Consider the following 15,354-nt stretch of genomic DNA (forward strand, 5'->3'; position numbering starts at 1 on the left):
CGGTCCCTTGTCCGTAATTGAACTAAGGCCTTAAGTCCCTGCCCCATTCGCCCCAATGGCCCATACTTGGCCGCTCTGCGGTCTTTATTCTTGTCGGATGGCAACGAGCAAGAAGGACCAGCGGCGCGAGGCCCGCGATCGACTGCGCGAGGAACGCGAGGCGCAGGCCCGGCGGGCGAAGCTGCGCGGGCGCGTGTTGATCGGCGGCGCGCTGGTCGCCGTACTGGCCGTCGCGGTCGGCATCGGCGTCTACGCGTCCAACTCCTCCGGCTCGGGCGACGAGGCGGCCGGCAAGCCCTTCGTGCAGCCGGCCAACACCACCGGCAAGGACGGGATCGTGATCCCGTACGGCAAGGCGGACGCGAAGAACGTCCTCTCCGTCTGGCTCGATCCGCGCTGCCCCTACTGCGCGGGCGTCGAGATCGGCCTCGGCCGGACCATCAAGGAGCAGGCGGACGCGGGCACGTACCGCGTCGAGTACCACTTCGCCACCTTCCTGGACAAGGCGCTGGGCGGCGGCAAGGGATCCAAGCGCGCGGTCAACGCCCTGGGCGCCGCGGTGAACGAGAGCCCGGAGAAGTTCATGGAGTACCTCCAGGTGCTCTACAAGAACCACCCGGAGAAGGAGACGGACGACAAGTTCGGCTCCACGGCCACCCTGCTGGAACTCGCGGACCAGGTCCCGGGCCTGCGCACGCCCGGCTTCAACCAGGCGGTCAAGGAACTCACGTACATGCCGTGGGCCGAGAAGGTCGGCCAGGCCTTCTACGACCAGAACATGCAGGGGACGCCGGACGTCTCCATCAACGGCACGAAGCTCACGGTCAATTCGGGTCAGGGCATCGACTCGATCACCCCGGACGCGTTCAAGAAGCTGATCGGCGAGAACCTGAAGTAGGGGGGCCGGGGGCGGCGGCATGGGCCCGTAGCGGCCCGTGCCAGTCGTCGGAGCACTACAGGGACCGCGCTCTTTCCAGGTTCGCCCGCACCGCGGCAGTCGTCGGATGACCCGGACTCAGTACCCGCTCGCAGCCTTCCAGGGTGCGCTCGTACAGCGGCACTGCCCGGTCCAGCTCCCCCGCCGCCACGAACGCGCCCGCGAGATTGTTCCGGGAGGTCAGGGTGTCGGGGTGGTCGGCGCCCAACAACCGCTCGCGGTCCTCCAGGGTGCGCTCGTACAGCGGAATCGCCCGGTCCAGATCCCCCACCGACTTGTAGGCGAACGCCAGGTTGTTCCGGGACAGCAGGGTGCCGGGGTGGTCGGCGCCCAACAACCGCTCACGGTCCTCCAGGTTGCGCTCGTACAGCGGAATCGCCCGGTCCAGGTCTCCCGCCGACGCGAACGCACCCGCGAGGTTGTTCCGGGAGGTCAGGGTCTCGGGGTGGTCGGCGCCCAACAACCGCTCGCGGTCCTCCAGAGTCCGCTCGTGCAACTGCACCGCCCGGTCCAGGTCTCCCAGCGCCTGATACGCGGAGGCAAGATTGTTGCCGCATCTCAGGGTGTCGGGGTGGTCGGCACCCAATGCCCCCTCCTGGGCGGCGAGGGTGCCCTCGTACAGCGGAATCGCCCGGTCCAGATCCCCCGCCGACTTGTACGCGCCCGCCAGGTTGTTGCGGGCGGTCAGCGTGTTGGTGTCATCGGTCCCCCGCACCCGCTCCTGTGTGGCGAGGGCGCGTTGGAAGGCCCGGATGGCTGGGGAAACTGCGCCTTGTCCCTGTTGGTAGGTGGCGGCGCGGTCGAGAGCGTAGGCGGTGGCGATGGTGTCGTGGTCGGGGGTGTGGTGGCGGGTGAGGGCCTCGACGTGCGGGAGGAGTGCCCGGCATCGGGGCCAGTTCACGGGATGATCGACCTCGGTGGGGAAGGCGATCCCAAGGCAGACGGCGGCCTGGTCTCGGGCCGAGTCGATGTTGTCGGGAAGGCGGTGGGGGTCCTCCGGGTCGGGGGTGCGGCCGAGGGCCTGGACGAGTCGGTGCACGCTCAGGGTGCCGTCGTGGTTGTCGGTGACCATGGAGTAGGCGACGAGCCTGCCGATCGCGGACGCGAGGGCGGGCGGCTCCGCGACGGCGGTCAGCACGTCGCGGGGGATGCCTGCGGGGGCGTACCAGGCCAGGATCCGCAGGAGGTCTCCGGCCAGGGGGGTGTCGGCCAGGCGGTCGAGGGTCAGCCGCCAGATCCTCGCGACCGTGCGCTCGGAGTCGCCGCCCTCGGCGGTGGCTGCGAACATCGCGGCGGGCCACTGGGCCAGCATCTCGAGGTAGGCGCGGGGACCGGTGCCGGTTTCGGCGCAGTAGGCCGCGGCCTGCTCGACGGCCAGGGCCAAGTGCCCCAACTCCACACACAGCACGTCGGCGCCGTCGGTGTCCCGCAGTCCGTGGTGGTCCAGGATGCGGGTGAACAGGGCGACGGACTCGGTCGGTTCGAAGACGTCCAGGCGGATGGCGGCGGTGGTGGCATACCTGTGCCAGCCGGTCGCCCGCCGGGTCGTGACCAGGACCCGGCCCCGGCCCGCAAGCCGGTCGATGACCGCGCCGACGTCCTCGACGCGGTCGACGTTGTCCAGGACGACCAGCCAGTCGCCGTGCGCGGCCAGCCACTGCACCGCGCGCTCGACCTGGAGCTCTGTCGGCAGCTCTCCCAGCCCCGGCTGGAGCGCACGGGCCAGGGACGCCAACCCGGCATCGACCGCTTCCGGGCCGTCCGCCGTGATCCACCACCGCACGCGGGCGGTCGCCCGGTGCAGGGCCCAGTACGCGGCCAGCGTGGACTTGCCGACCCCGCCCAGCCCGTGGACCGCGTGCAGCACCACCCCGCCCGCGCCGTCGGCGAAGGCCTCGTCCAGCGCGTCCAGCGCCGCGCCCCGGCCGACGAACCCCGCCGCTGCCGGGATGTTCGACACCCCTTGCACCGCGGCGTCCGGGTCGATCGGCGCGTACGCCTCGGCCGGCAGCGCCCGCTCGGCGTACACCACCACCGGGTTGACCACGTCGCCGCCCGCCGCGATCGCTCCCTGTGCGGCCGTCGCCGCCACCGAGTCGACCACGTCGCCACCGGCCGCGATCGACCCCTGCTCAGCCTTCACCTCCGGCGGCGCCGGGGCGGCGACGGGTGAATCGGCGGCGCGTCGCCGCGGCGGGAGCTTCACGGGCCCCGGTGGGCGCTCGCCCCGTCGACGTCCCCGCCCGCCGCGATCGAGCCGCCGCTCGCGGAGATCCCGGGCCCGCCCGCGACCGGGCCCGCGCCCGTACCCGTACCGGGCGCCGCGTCACGGGCTCGCGCGTTGCTCACGTTCCCGGCCGCTGCGACCGACCCGCCCTCCGCGGACACCGGCATCGGGGCGGGGGCGGGGGCGGGGGCTGCGGCCGCGCTCCCCGCGGCCTGTGCGGCCTGTGCGGCCTGTGCCGTGAGCCTGAGCTGCCACAGTGCGACCCCCAGCGCGGCGATGCCGGCGACCGCCCCGGCGATGCCCCAGCCCTGGGCGGCCCCCTCCGGGTGCCCCACCGAGACCCACACCGTCAACCCGGCCGCCGCACCGGTCCCGACGACCGCCAACGCCCACCAACACGCCCTCAGCCAACCCGTCATGGCTCCATGCTGGCCCCTACCGCATGATCAAATCCCGGGTTCCCCCACAGGGATCACCGTCAGGCGGCGGTGCCGTCCGCCTCCATGGTCATGCGGGCCACGTGCAGCGCCAGGTAGGAGACCTCGTCCTCGCTCAGGTGCTGGCCCAGGCGCAGTTCGACGATCGTCGCCAGCTGCTGCGCGGTGCGGGCCGCCTCCGGGTAGTGCTGGCGGATGCCCTTGCCGATCGTGGACTCGTGGCCCTTCAGCTGCTGGTGCTGCTGGACCCGCACGAAGAGGTAGCGCACGTGGGTGATGAACCGCGCCGCGCTCATGGACTCCTGCGGGACCTCCAGCCCGTACCGCTCCCGTACGACGGCCAGCATCTGCTGGATGACCCCGGTCATCGTGTACGTGAAGGACAGGTCGCCCGTGGCGAAGCCGGCGTTGACCAGGTGCAACGTGAGCGCGGTCGCCTCGGAGGGGTCCAGCTTCGGGTCCACGCGCGCGTTGATGGCCTCCAGCAGGCGCTGTGCCTGGGCGTACTCGGCGGCGTACAGGGTCTGGGCCTCGGCGCGCAGCGGGTACTCGACGACGACGCCCCGCGCGGCCCGGTCCAGCGCCCCGGCGACGTGGTCGGCGACGGCGATGGCGAGGGTGGGGCGGGTGGAATCGCGCCCCTCGATGCCGACCTCGCTGAGGGCGATCACGACGGCCCGCAGGACCTCCTCCCCGATGAGGGAGAGGACCTCGGCCAGGTGGTCGGGGTCGCGGCCGTCGGCCGGGACGAAGACACGCACGATCAGAGCGGGGTCGACGCGCTGGCCCTGACGGCAGTTGAAGCCGATGCCCCGCCCGGTCAGGATGACTTCCTGGCCCTGCTCGTCACGCGCGAGGACCACGTTGTTGTTGAGGACACGCAGCGCCTTCACCGCCTGCCCTCCTTCCTGTCCCGGGTCCGATTTCTTCCCATGGTCTCGCATCGTCCGCCGTCCGGGCCCGGCATGATCCGAAAGACACGCCCCGGCCCCGCCCGGCCCGGCCCGGCGCGCGCCCACGTCCCCGTACGGGCACGGGCGCGCGCCGGACCGACGGCGGGTCGTCACCGCCTGACGGTCACCACGGGGGCGCCGGCGGAGACTTCCCGGCCGGTGTGCGGCTCGACGGAGGCGAGGTCCGCGGTGTTGGTGACGGTCATGAGGGTGACGGTCGGGTGGCCCGCGGCCCTCACGGCGTCGAGGTCGACCTCGACGAGGAGGTCACCGGCACGGACCTGCTGGCCGGTCGCGACGCGCACGTCGAAGCCCTCCCCGTTCATCTGCACCGTGTCGATGCCGACGTGTACGAGCACTTCGACGCCGTCCGCGGTACGGATGCCGAAGGCGTGGCCGGTCTGGACGACCGTGACCAGCTCGCCGTCGACCGGGGAGACGACGTGGCCGTCGGCGGGCTCGATGCCCACGCCCTCACCGAGCGCGCGGGAGGCGAACACCGGGTCCCCGACCTCGTCGAGACCGACCACACGGCCCGCGACCGGTGCCGCGAGCGTGAGCCCGTCGGCGGCGGCGAGCGGGGCAGCGGCCGGGGAGGCGGTGGCAGTGGCGGTGGCGGAACCACCAGCGGCACCGGCGGAAGCGGCGGTGGCACTGGTGGAAGCGCCGGCAGCGGCGGTGGCTCCGACGGTGACGAGCTCGCGCTCATCGGCCGCCACGGCCCCACCGTGCGAGGCGGCCTCGGCGGCCTCGGCCGCGTCGCGCTCGGCGTTGGCCTGGGCCCGCTCCTCCGGGGTGCGGAAGTCGGAGAAGTACACGAGCGCCATCGAGACGAAGAAGGACGCCGTGATCGCGATGGTGTAGGTGCCCATCGGGTTGAAGACCGGGATGGTCAGCATGGAGGTGAAGGCGAAGGCCTTGGTGTCCACGCCGCCCAGGACGCCCACGATCACGCCGCCCACGAGGCAGCCCACGAGCATGCGCGGGTAGATCCGCTTGAAGCGCAGGTGGATGCCGTACAGCGAGGGCTCGGAGATGCCGCCGAGCAGGCCCGCGGCCAGGGCGCCGGTGGCGGTCTGGCGCATCTCCTTCTCGCGGTGGCGCAGCGAGAGCAGCAGCACACCGGCGGTCGCGCCGAAGCAGGCGAAGTTCCAGGCGCCCATCGGGCCCTGGATGAAGTCGTAGCCGAGGGTGTTGATGTTCACCAGCATGAGCGCGTTCAGCGGCCAGTGCAGGCCCAGCGGCACCAGGAACGGGTACAGCAGCGGGATGATGATCGCGAAGACGATCGGTGCGTTGCCGTTCAGCCACGACAGGCCCGAGCCGAGGCCGTTGCCGGCCCAGACGCCCATCGGGCCGATGAGGAAGGCGGTCACCGGGATCATGATCAGCATGCTGAAGAACGGCACGAAGACCAGGTGCACGGTCTCCGGGAAGACGCGCTGCAGTCCCTTGTAGACCAGGGCGAGCACGGCGACCATCAGCAGCGGCACGAAGACCTGGCCGCCGTAGTCGTTCAGCTGCATCGGCAGCCCGAACACGTGCGCCACGCACTGCTGCGTGCCCAGGGTCGCGTTGGTGCTGCAGGTGACGCCGGGGATGCCGGCCTTCTCGTTGAGCATGCCGGTGAAGTTCGGGGTCATCACCGCGGCCATGACGGCGGCGCCCACCCAGGGGTCGATCTTCAGCTTCTTGGCCGCGTTGTAGGCGACCATGATCGGCAGGAAGTACAGCACCGAGCGCCACATCGCGTCGACGAAGACCCAGGTGGCGGACTTGTCCGCGGCGCGGAAGTCGACCACGCCCAGGGCGTCGAGCACGGAGGCGATCGCGATGATCAGCGAGGAGCCCAGCAGCACGCCCATGAGCGGGCGGAACGAGTCGGAGAGGTACTCGAAGAAGTTGTCGACATAGGCGTAGCGACCGCGGCCCTTGGCCCGGGCCGCCGCCTTGACGTCCGCGTCGGACTGCGGGCGGGCGGTACCGCCACCGCTCATCGACGGCAGGTTCATGATCTTGGAGTAGACGTTCGCGACGGCTCCGCCGATCACGATCTGGAGGCGGTCGCCGGACTGCGGCACGGTGGCCATGACACCGTCGAGGGCGTCGAGCGCGGCCTGGTCGACCTTCTCCCCGTCGTGGAGCTGGAAGCGCAGCCGCGTCGCGCAGTGCGTGAGGCTCTCGATGTTCCCTGCGCCGCCGACGCCGCGGAGGATCTGCTCCGCCAGCGCACCGGGCCCTGCTGTGGGTGTGTTCATGATGCGTCCTTGCATCCCTGGGCTCTTGCCGTCCATCGGTCCGCGATCTCTCCCGCCCGGATCAGGGCAACAAAAAAGGCCCGGGTCGCGCCAAAGGCGCTACCCAGGCCTTGCCTCCCCTCGAGCGGCGAGCCGCCGTGGCACCGCGCGTGGCGGTGACGGAGACGTCCTCGGGGAGTAACAATCCTGCGATCGAGATCGATCGAAATTCACCTTACACCGACCACACAGCACCTCGGCCGACCTCGGGGAAGGCGGCCGGGAGATGTCCGTCACGGGGGCACTTCGACCCGGCCGAAGGCCTCTGCGGAACACCTCGGAGAAGGCCGGCTCCTCGGCCGAACGGCACGGCCGAACGGGCTCCGCCGAACGGCACGGCCGAACACCTCAGGAGGAGGCCGGCTCCTCGGGGGTGTAGGCCTCCCGGCAGGCGCCGCAGTAACGGGTGGCCTCCACCCCCTGGGCCCGGGCGCGGTCCACGGCGGCCCTGGCCCGCGCCGCGGTCCGGTTCCCGTCGCGGACGAGCCAGATCGTGCCGACGAAGATCGCGACGGCTACGACGGCCCCGACAGCCGTGAGCCACGGCCAGCCCTTCTCGTCGGCGTAGTACTTGCCCGCGGCCGCGGCCATGAGGGCGATCACGGTCCCCTCTCCGACGTGCATGCACCCGCTGGTCTCGAGCGCGTTCCCGATCAGCACGGTGCCCGTCGCCCCGCACCGGGGACACGGCACGGCCGCGGTCGACTTCCCGACCCCCTGCCGGTCGCGCCCCGCCTGTCCGCCACCCGCCCCGTCGTTCCCCACCCCGTCCGTCATGGGCCCATGATGACCTTCATCCGCGTGCACACGTCAACCAGTAGGCGCAAGGAGCCCCGCCTCACAGGCAGGCCCACACCGTCTTCCCCGGCACTCCCGGCCCGCGCGGCCCGACGCCCCACTCCCGCGCCACGGCCCGTACGAGCACCAGCCCGCGCCCGCCCTCCGCGGACCAGGGGTCCACGGCCGCCTCCGCCTCGGGCGGCTCCCCGTCCCCCCGGGCGTCGCTCACCTCCACCCGGACCCGCAGGCCGTCGTAGCCGAGCCGCACCTCGAAGTCCCTCCCGGGCACCCGCCCGTGCAGGACGGCGTTCGCGGCCAGCTCCCCGACCACCAGCTCCACGTCCTCGGCCAGCGCACAGCCGTGCGGAATCCCCCAGGCGGCCAACTGCACCCCGGCGAGCCGCCGGGCGAGCCGGGCACCGCGCGGGGTGGCGGAGAGGAGCTGCCGGAACTCGCCCGGTGCCATGTCACTCAATTCGGTCGTCACCTCACCGAGCGTGGCCGGTCCGCCGTAGGCTTTCCAGGAACGGCGGCGCTACGGCGAAACCCCGTAGGGCCGACGGCGGTTGCGTGTACGGCCTGTACGGGTGAGGGCGGTTCAGCCTATGAACGACCTGTCGGAGCGCGAGGAGGAGCCGGAACGACCGGTGGAGGTCGACGGCACGGCGTACCTCTTCAAGGCGCTCGGCAAAATCATCAAGGTGCTGCGGGAACGGGCGGGCCTCCAGCAGAAGGAACTCGCCGCGCTGGTTCACGTGGGAGAGGACCTGGTCTCCTCCATCGAGCGGGGCGTACGGACGCCCCAGCCGGACTTCCTGGAGAACGTGGACCGCGCGCTGGGTGCGGGGGGCGTGCTGACGGCGGCGATCCCGGACGTGAAGGAGGCGCTGAAGCGGGCGCGGACGCGGCATCCGGATTGGTTCCGGAAGTTCGCGGACGCGGAGGCGGGGTCGGTGGCGCTGCATTACTACGGCGTGCAGGCCATCCCGGGCCTCTTGCAGACCGAGGCATACGCACGGGCTGTATTCCGCCACCGTCGGCCGGTGTTCGACGAAGAGGCCATCGAGAGGCGCGTATCGGACCGCCTCGCTCGTCAGGTGATTCTGGAGCGGTGGCCCGCCCCTACCTTCAGCTTTGTACTGGAACACGCCATCCTGCTCCGCCCCACTGGCGGCCCAGAAGTCCACCGCAACCAACTGCACCGCCTGCTGGAAGTCGGTCGACTCCGGACCGTGCACCTTCAGGTGATGCCGACCGAACGCGATGAACACCCTGGCCTGGAAGGTGCGTTCACCCTCCTTCGCCCCAAAGGCCGCAACGAGGTGGCCTACACCGAGACCTACGGTCACGCCCATCTCATCACCGATCCCGAGCAGGTCAGGATCTACAGCGAGCGCTATGGGATCATCCGGGCACAGGCACTCACGCCACACGAGTCACTGGCCCTGATCGAGAAGTTGCTGGGAGAACTATGAACACCACAAACCTGGCCTGGTTCAAGAGCAGCTACAGCGGCGGTGAAGGCGGCGAATGCCTCGAAGTCGCCTTCGACTGGCGCAAGTCGAGCTACAGCGGCGGCGAGGGTGGCCAGCGCGTCGAGGTCGCCGGCTGCGAGACGGCCGTCCACATCCGCGACTCCAAGGTCCCGGCCGGCCCCCAGCTGGCCATCGCTCCCGCCGCCTGGGCCGCCTTCCTCGGCGGAGTCACCGCGGCCTGAGGGCTCAGTGGGGGACGGCGTCCAGCGCGGCCCGGGCGATGTCCTCCGCGGACCCGGAGCACCTGGACGCGGGCACGTCCAAGCTGCCCAGGTCCACCCTGACGACGAGGTTGCCGTCGCGGACGGAGAGGGAGCACATCGTGGCGGTGTCCGCGCCGCCCCGGAAGGCCTCTTCGCCGAACCCGAGGCCGACCACCTGCGCGCCGTCGACCGCCAGCGCACGGAAGGCCTTGGTCTGGGCCTCGGTGGCATCGTGGACGCCGTCGTTGGCGAGCACGTTCCACCGGACCCGGGCCGTGCGTGCCGTGCCCTCGCCGCCGAACCAGGTGCAGCCGGTCTGGGTCTCGTCGCCCTTCGAGGAGTGGCGGTCGCTGCCCCGGTCGCGCGGCTGGAGCGGCAGCTTCGGGGCGAGCTGCTCGCACTCTCCGAGCGCCCGGTACTTGGCCGGCGTGATCGGTCCGCTCGGCGGGTTCGACGCCTGCGGCCGGTTTCCCCCGTCCGTGCCTCCGGCCGGCCACAGCCCGTACGCCGTCCCGCCGAGCGCACCCACGGCCAGGACGCAGAGCGCCACGATCAGGGCCCGACGCGGAGCGCGGCGGGGCGCGGCGGGATCGATCCGGGCGACGCCCGGCTCCGTGGGCAGGGCGGCCTGCCGCTCCCCGGTCGTCGGGGCCGACTCCGGCAGGGGCCGGGGCAGGTGCAGCGGCTTCGGCGGCGGCCCGGAAGCCTCCACCCCGGCCGGCTCCACCCCGGCCGGGGCCTCGGCGGGCTCCGGCTCCTCCGGTCGTACGGGGGCATGCAGCACCGTGTCGTCCGGGCCGTCGAGCAGCCGGTCGATGGCGGCCCGCTGCGAGGCGGTCATCCGGTACACGGCGGGCGGCCACTGGCGGCCCGCCGGCGCCACGGGGCCCAGCAGCGCGAGGAGCCGCGCCGGGGCCGGCCGGGCCGCCGGATCCTTGGCCAGGCACTGCGTCAGGATCTCGCGCAGCCCGGCGGGGACACCGCTCAGGTCCGGCTCCGCGTGGACGACGTCGTACAGCGTCTGGAGGGTCGAGGGCCGGGTGAAGGGGCTGCGGCCCGTCGCCGCCATGACCAGTACGGAACCGAGCGAGAACACGTCGCTGGCCGCCGTCAGCCGTTTCCCCTCGGCCTGCTCCGGCGACATGAAGGGCGGCGAGCCGATGACCAGGCCGGTCCGGGTCAGCCCGAGGTCTCCCTCGTTCCCCGGTTCCGTCTCCGCCGCCCGTGCGATGCCGAAGTCGATGACGCGGACGCCGTCTTCGGCCAGGAGGACGTTGTCGGGCTTGAGGTCGCGATGGATGAGTCCCGCCCGGTGGATCTCCGCGAGCGCCGACGCCAGTCCCGCCGCGAGCCGGCGCACCAGGTCCTCGGACAGCGTCCCGACCTCCGCCACCGCGGCGCTCAGTGAGGGCCCGGCCACGAACACCGAGGCCAGCCAGGGCGTCGCGGCGTCCGCGTCGGAGTCCATCACGGCCGCCGTGTAGGCCCCCGAGACCTTCTGCGAGGCGGCCACCTCCCGCCGGAAGCGGGCTCGGAACCCGTCGTCGGCGGCCAGGCCCGCATGGACGTGCTTCACCGCGACGAGCCGCCCGTCGGGCGCCGCCCCCAGCAGCACCCGGCCCATGCCGCCGCTGCCCAGCTCGGCGAGCAGCCGGTACGGGCCGGACACGGCCGGGTCGGACTCCTTGAGCGGCTTCACCGCGCCACCGCCGGAGCGGGGGCGGAACCGGGCGTGGAGGCCGGCCTGATGATGTCCCGCACGTAGAACCCCTCGTCATGCCAACTGCCTTGGCGCACACCCTGCTTCCCGCCGGGTCGCGTACGGACCGGTCCAGTAGACGTAACGGCGGCCCTCGCCGTCCAGCCCGTCCGGGATCCGAAGGGGACCGCTCGGGCGCACGGCTCCTCGCAAGTGCCGCATCCTGCGGCCCGCTTCATGTTCTCCGCCCGTCCACGGATCAATGGGGCAGTCTCTGCTGCCGAGGGGCGTCTTCCGAATCACCCGCACCCAAGGACGGTTCAGCGCTCCGGACTTCGACGACCCGGCCGACGCGGACGTGCTCTTCTCCTGGAACGAGTTCCTGTCCGTGACCGTGGTGTGGTGCGTCTTCGCCGTCCTGCTGGGGCCGCTCTGCGGACTCGCCGGACACCTCTCCCGCACGGGGTCCGGCACCCTCCGGCCGCTCCTGGACCGTCACCCGCCTCCTGGCCGTGGCGGTCGTCCTCGTCCTCGTCCTCGTCCTCGTCCTCGTCCTCGTCACCACGACGGCTGTCAGCGCGAGGCGTTCCGGTTCGCACTGAACAGGGGGCCACTCGGCGCGCAGCCCCCTGCCTCTGCGCATTTCCCGGGTTCCCCGGGATTCCCGGGTTTCCCGGTCGATTCAGCCCGTCAAAGCCCGGATCGCCGTAATGACGGGGACTCCGGCTTCTCCTATGAGCGCTGCAATTCCGGAGAACGTCCGGAGGATCCTCCTGAATCCGTCCTCGGAGGGATTCGCCTGGATCTCTTCGACGGCCGCGTCGATTTCGGCCCGGTCGGCGACGTCCAGGTGCTGCCTCATCGCCCGGACTTCCTCGAGGAGTTCCTCCAGGGCGGACGCCTCCGGGGCCGCTCCGCCGGCGTGTTTTCCCCCGGCCACGATGTCGCCGGAGCCCGTGTGCGAGGCCTTGCCGATGCTCCCCGCCCCGTACTGCGTGTACTGGTCACCGCCCACTACCGGCCGCCTCCCCTGATGTCGCCGGAGCCGCTGTGCTGGGCGACGCCGACGGCTCCGTCCCCGTACTGCTTGATCTGGTCGCCCATGACCGCTTCCTTGATGTTGATGGTCACCGGGGCACTGTCCGGCCGGCCGATGGCCTTCGTGATCTCGTAGACGAGGTTCTGGATCTCGCTGTGGTCCAGGGACCACACGGCATCGCGCTGCGTGCCCGAGGTGTTGAGGACCAGGCCGTACACCGGGGGCTTGCTGATCACTCTGACCAGCTGCCAGATCAGCAGGCCGAGAACGGCGAGCGTCACGACCCCGGCGAGGTTCCCCCAGATGGCCACGGCGATCGCACCGAGGACCAGACAGCCCAGGGCCCGACGGATGAACACCCTCCAGGCCGCCCCTTTGTCTACCTCCAATACGCGCTGCCCGACGTGGGAGATGTTGCGCAGCGGATAAGCCTCACCTTCGACCCACAGAACCCCCTCCTGCACACGGACCTGAACCGTCGAATTTCCATCCGCCATATTGAGCCCCCCTGGCTGTTTTTGGCGTTGACGGCTCGAAGTGTAGGGCGGCTGTGACTGGCCAAGTAGCGATTGGACTGTTTCAACGTAGTCATGATCATTGTTGGATTCCGCTTGACAGTTGGGGGGTGGTGGAATGGGGGGTTCCGGGGGGTGGGGTGGGGTGAGGGCGTACGGGGCTGCGCAGGCGTGGGGGCTGCGACGGCGGGGCGGGGGCGGGGGTTGGCGGGGCCCGCGCACTCGGTGGCTTCGACGGTTACCGGGGGGCGTCCCGGAAGTCCAGTGTCCTTTCGGTGCGGGCCGGTCCCTCAAGGGCGCTCCTTCGTCGCGTCGCTACGCGATGGCCTTCGGCCACCCTTGACCGACCGACCCACCCCGAAACGCCACAAGACTCCCGGGATCCCCCCGGGGGATGGCCGGGAGGAACGAGAGGGAGGAGCGGCCGAGTCACAGCCCCATCGGGCCCGCGTTCCGCCGGTCAGCCGAACCGTCATGAATGGCCGACCACATCCCCCTCCTGGGCGCCGAGGCGCACCAAATCGCTACACAGTCGCTCTCGGCTCAGCGACTGACCGCCGTCTGGGGCTGGGAGGCGCAACAGATCGCTACACGGTCACCCTCGGCTTAGCGGCTGGCGGCCGTCTGGGGCTGAGAGGCGCGCGACAGATCGCGGCACACACCCTCCCGGCTTGGCGGTTGATGTGGGCGGCGGGTCGTTGCGCACTGCCGTGACGGGCCCGGGCGGGGTGGGACTGTTCGGGGCGGGCGTCGTATCGTTCGACCTTTCGCACGAAAGGAACGTGGTCCGATGCTCGGCTACTGGCTCGCGGTGGTCCGTCGGCTGGCGCTCCCCGCGGCGACGGTGGGCCTTCTCATCGCCGGAGCGATGGCTGCCGTCATGGTTCTCGGGGACGGCGCGGCCGCGGGCGGTGCGCTCGCGCAATCCGCGGGATCCGGGGCCGTCGTCGCCGCGCTGTTCGCGGCGCTGCTCGCCACCCAAGCCGCAGTCGGAGCCGCCCGCACGGCCGGCCACTACGGACTCGCCCTGGACGCGGACGCCGTCGCCGTGCCCTGCGACGTGGAGATACGCCTGCCGCACATACCGGGCCGTACCGCCTTCCAGCTGACCGACAGCGTGCGTCACGCGATCGCCCGGGCGCCCATGCTGCGCGTCGAGCAGACCGGCGAGTTCGGCCACGGCACGCTCGACCTCGAACTCCGCGCCCCTTCGGGCCTGCGGGTGACCGCCGCCATCCGCATCACCACCGGCCCCGACGCCACCACCGCCACGATCAGCACCCGCCCGGCGGCCGCGCACCGCCGTCTGGACGGCGGCGCGAGCTGGGGAACCGCCCGCGTCCTGGAGCGCTGCGCCCGCGAGGCCCTACGAGCCGAGGCCCACCCCGCACCCCACTAGCCCTCACGACGACCATGCGCCGCCAACTATCCCATTTGTGGCAGTTTGACGGCCGGTTGGGAGTGAAACGATCACTTCTCCGACGCCAAGGACGAATGGATCGTCGCCAGACGACATCAGTACGGTCGGGTGATCGCGCGAATCGGCCTGATGGCTACATGTCGCGCCAGTTCACGAACATGTGCGGCCCTGATCCCGCGATCGGCTCGCTGAACGGATCCACCGCGCCGGTGAGGACGGCCAGGCAGAACTGTGCCATGCCACCGTCGAAGACCGTCCAGCGGTTCGCCCCCCACGGCACCTGCCTCCGAAAAGTGACCACCCTCCAGCTGTCGGGTGCGCCCTCTCGTAGCCAGAAGGCGACATCGCTGCTCGCCGAGTCCGCGAAGGGCAACAGGATTGGAAGGCCTTGCCTTCCAAGGAGAGCGCCCAGTTCCTGGCAGTCCCGGTCCGAGAGTGCGGGATCGACTCTGTCGAGGAGATCCCCATACGGCGATCCCGGGACGGGAGGCGTACTGACGGACAGGTACTCGTCGATCTCTCCCCCGCCGTACGACTCCACGAACTCGCGATAGTCCGCAGGGAGTTCCCACTGCGCCGTACCAGAGAGCCCTTCCCAGTCCACCGCATCCCCTCCGGAGACAGGTGGCGGAAGTAGCTCACGCAGGCGAGCGACAGCAGGCTGAGGCATATCAGAGTTCCTTCCTCGTCCCTGTGGGTCGCCAGGTCTCGGCGGGCTGCGGTCCGGAGGTGCTCGAGTTCCGTCCAGCAGCGTATGCCGAGACGGACTGTGTAGCGATCGGATGCGCCCACCAGCCACAGACGGCCGCCGGCCGCTGAGCTGGGAGGATCTGTGTAGCGATCTGCCGCGCCCCCAGCCACAGGCGGACCGCAGGCGCTAGGCCGAGAGCGACTGTGTAGCGATCTGGTGCGCCCACCAACCCCACACGACCGCAAGCCGCCAAGCCGAGAACGACTGTGTAGCGATCTGCCGCGCCCACCAGCCCCAGACGACCGCCAGCCGCCAAACCGAGACGGGCTGCGTAGCGATCTGTCGCGCCCACCAGCCCCAGACGACCGCCGGCCGCCAAGCCGAGACGGACTGTGTAGCGATCTGGCGCGCCTCAACGCCACAGGCGGGCCTGCTGCAACCAGGCCGCCCCTCGACTTCTGACCCCCGGCCATCCCCGGGGGGGATCCCGGGAGTCTTGTGTTTTTCCGTGTCGGGTCGGCCTGTCAAGGGTGGCCGAAGGCCATCGCGAAGCGACGCGACCGCAGGGAGCGCCCTTGACAGGCCGGCCCGGCACGGAAGGACAATCGACGCCCGGGGCGC

The 15,354-nt window shown here is 71.3% G+C and carries 14 protein-coding genes; 4 read left to right on the forward strand and 10 right to left on the reverse strand.

The annotated features are described in order from the left end of the window. Nucleotides 1-97 precede the first annotated feature (97 nt). Entirely contained in the window at nucleotides 98-898 is an 801-nt protein-coding gene (locus ACWGDE_RS02285) for a thioredoxin domain-containing protein (RefSeq protein ID WP_453387063.1), read from the forward strand. Nucleotides 899-953: 55 nt separating this feature from the next. On the opposite strand, the gene ACWGDE_RS02290 is transcribed toward ACWGDE_RS02285, so the two are convergent. The 6 genes from ACWGDE_RS02290 to ACWGDE_RS02315 form a co-directional block, all read right to left on the reverse strand. Continuing rightward, nucleotides 954-3,080 carry a tetratricopeptide repeat protein gene (locus ACWGDE_RS02290; RefSeq protein ID WP_453387064.1) on the reverse strand — a complete coding sequence of 709 codons (2,127 nt, stop codon included), beginning with the start codon at nucleotides 3,078-3,080 and terminating at the stop codon, nucleotides 954-956. 59 nt (nucleotides 3,081-3,139) lie between these two features. Beyond that, nucleotides 3,140-3,583 carry a hypothetical protein gene (locus tag ACWGDE_RS02295; protein WP_453387065.1) on the reverse strand — a complete coding sequence of 148 codons (444 nt, stop codon included), beginning with the start codon at nucleotides 3,581-3,583 and terminating at the stop codon, nucleotides 3,140-3,142. Between the two features lie 59 nt (nucleotides 3,584-3,642). Next, nucleotides 3,643-4,494 (reverse strand): PRD domain-containing protein, encoded by an 852-nt coding sequence (locus tag ACWGDE_RS02300; protein WP_453387066.1) that lies wholly within the window; start codon nucleotides 4,492-4,494, stop codon nucleotides 3,643-3,645. Between the two features lie 170 nt (nucleotides 4,495-4,664). After that, nucleotides 4,665-6,812 carry a glucose PTS transporter subunit IIA gene (locus tag ACWGDE_RS02305; protein ID WP_453387067.1) on the reverse strand — a complete coding sequence of 716 codons (2,148 nt, stop codon included), beginning with the start codon at nucleotides 6,810-6,812 and terminating at the stop codon, nucleotides 4,665-4,667. A gap of 387 nt (nucleotides 6,813-7,199) precedes the next feature. After that, entirely contained in the window at nucleotides 7,200-7,628 is a 429-nt protein-coding gene (locus ACWGDE_RS02310) for a hypothetical protein (RefSeq protein WP_453387068.1), read from the reverse strand. A gap of 61 nt (nucleotides 7,629-7,689) precedes the next feature. Continuing rightward, nucleotides 7,690-8,118, reverse strand: coding sequence for an ATP-binding protein (locus ACWGDE_RS02315; RefSeq protein ID WP_453387069.1), 429 nt, complete (start codon nucleotides 8,116-8,118; stop codon nucleotides 7,690-7,692). A 118-nt stretch (nucleotides 8,119-8,236) separates the two neighbouring features. On the opposite strand from ACWGDE_RS02315, the gene ACWGDE_RS02320 reads away from it, so the two are divergent. Together ACWGDE_RS02320 and ACWGDE_RS02325 are read left to right on the forward strand one after the other, a co-directional pair. Beyond that, nucleotides 8,237-9,106: a helix-turn-helix domain-containing protein gene (locus tag ACWGDE_RS02320; protein WP_453387070.1), complete on the forward strand. Its 870-nt coding sequence runs from the start codon at nucleotides 8,237-8,239 to the stop codon at nucleotides 9,104-9,106. Then, nucleotides 9,103-9,348 carry a DUF397 domain-containing protein gene (locus tag ACWGDE_RS02325; protein ID WP_453387071.1) on the forward strand — a complete coding sequence of 82 codons (246 nt, stop codon included), beginning with the start codon at nucleotides 9,103-9,105 and terminating at the stop codon, nucleotides 9,346-9,348. Before ACWGDE_RS02320 ends, ACWGDE_RS02325 begins: the two co-directional genes overlap by 4 nt. A 4-nt stretch (nucleotides 9,349-9,352) precedes the next feature. On the opposite strand, the gene ACWGDE_RS02330 is transcribed toward ACWGDE_RS02325, so the two are convergent. The 3 genes from ACWGDE_RS02330 to ACWGDE_RS02340 all read right to left on the reverse strand — a co-directional run bounded on the left by ACWGDE_RS02330 (nucleotide 9,353) and on the right by ACWGDE_RS02340 (nucleotide 12,604). Further along, nucleotides 9,353-11,068, reverse strand: a complete 1,716-nt coding sequence (locus ACWGDE_RS02330) for a serine/threonine-protein kinase (RefSeq protein WP_453387072.1) — start codon at nucleotides 11,066-11,068, stop codon at nucleotides 9,353-9,355. Between the two features lie 682 nt (nucleotides 11,069-11,750). Beyond that, complete coding sequence (locus ACWGDE_RS02335; RefSeq protein ID WP_453387073.1) at nucleotides 11,751-12,083, reverse strand: hypothetical protein; 333 nt, start codon at nucleotides 12,081-12,083, stop codon at nucleotides 11,751-11,753. Then, entirely contained in the window at nucleotides 12,083-12,604 is a 522-nt protein-coding gene (locus tag ACWGDE_RS02340; protein WP_453387074.1) for a DUF6232 family protein, read from the reverse strand. Before ACWGDE_RS02340 ends, ACWGDE_RS02335 begins: the two co-directional genes overlap by 1 nt. Nucleotides 12,605-13,412: 808 nt before the next feature. On the opposite strand from ACWGDE_RS02340, the gene ACWGDE_RS02345 reads away from it, so the two are divergent. Further along, on the forward strand, nucleotides 13,413-14,021 hold the full coding sequence (locus ACWGDE_RS02345) for a hypothetical protein (protein WP_453387075.1): 609 nt from the start codon (nucleotides 13,413-13,415) through the stop codon (nucleotides 14,019-14,021). Nucleotides 14,022-14,175: 154 nt separating this feature from the next. On the opposite strand, the gene ACWGDE_RS02350 is transcribed toward ACWGDE_RS02345, so the two are convergent. After that, a complete protein-coding gene (locus ACWGDE_RS02350) occupies nucleotides 14,176-14,646 on the reverse strand; it encodes an SMI1/KNR4 family protein (protein ID WP_453387076.1) in 471 nt (156 codons plus the stop codon). Between the last annotated feature and the right edge of the window lie 708 nt (nucleotides 14,647-15,354).

It is taken from the genome of Streptomyces sp. NPDC054956 (genome assembly GCF_053609185.1).

What these genes read in the sequence shown, in the direction of transcription:
- ACWGDE_RS02285 (WP_453387063.1), top strand. Translation starts at nt 98, where the DNA reads ATGGCAACGAGCAAGAAGGACCAGCGGCGCGAGGCCCGCGATCGACTG.
- ACWGDE_RS02295 (WP_453387065.1), bottom strand. Translation starts at nt 3,583, where the DNA reads ATGACGGGTTGGCTGAGGGCGTGTTGGTGGGCGTTGGCGGTCGTCGGG.
- ACWGDE_RS02305 (WP_453387067.1), bottom strand. Translation starts at nt 6,812, where the DNA reads ATGAACACACCCACAGCAGGGCCCGGTGCGCTGGCGGAGCAGATCCTC.
- ACWGDE_RS02310 (WP_453387068.1), bottom strand. Translation starts at nt 7,628, where the DNA reads ATGACGGACGGGGTGGGGAACGACGGGGCGGGTGGCGGACAGGCGGGG.
- ACWGDE_RS02320 (WP_453387070.1), top strand. Translation starts at nt 8,237, where the DNA reads ATGAACGACCTGTCGGAGCGCGAGGAGGAGCCGGAACGACCGGTGGAG.
- ACWGDE_RS02325 (WP_453387071.1), top strand. Translation starts at nt 9,103, where the DNA reads ATGAACACCACAAACCTGGCCTGGTTCAAGAGCAGCTACAGCGGCGGT.
- ACWGDE_RS02340 (WP_453387074.1), bottom strand. Translation starts at nt 12,604, where the DNA reads ATGGCGGATGGAAATTCGACGGTTCAGGTCCGTGTGCAGGAGGGGGTT.
- ACWGDE_RS02345 (WP_453387075.1), top strand. Translation starts at nt 13,413, where the DNA reads ATGCTCGGCTACTGGCTCGCGGTGGTCCGTCGGCTGGCGCTCCCCGCG.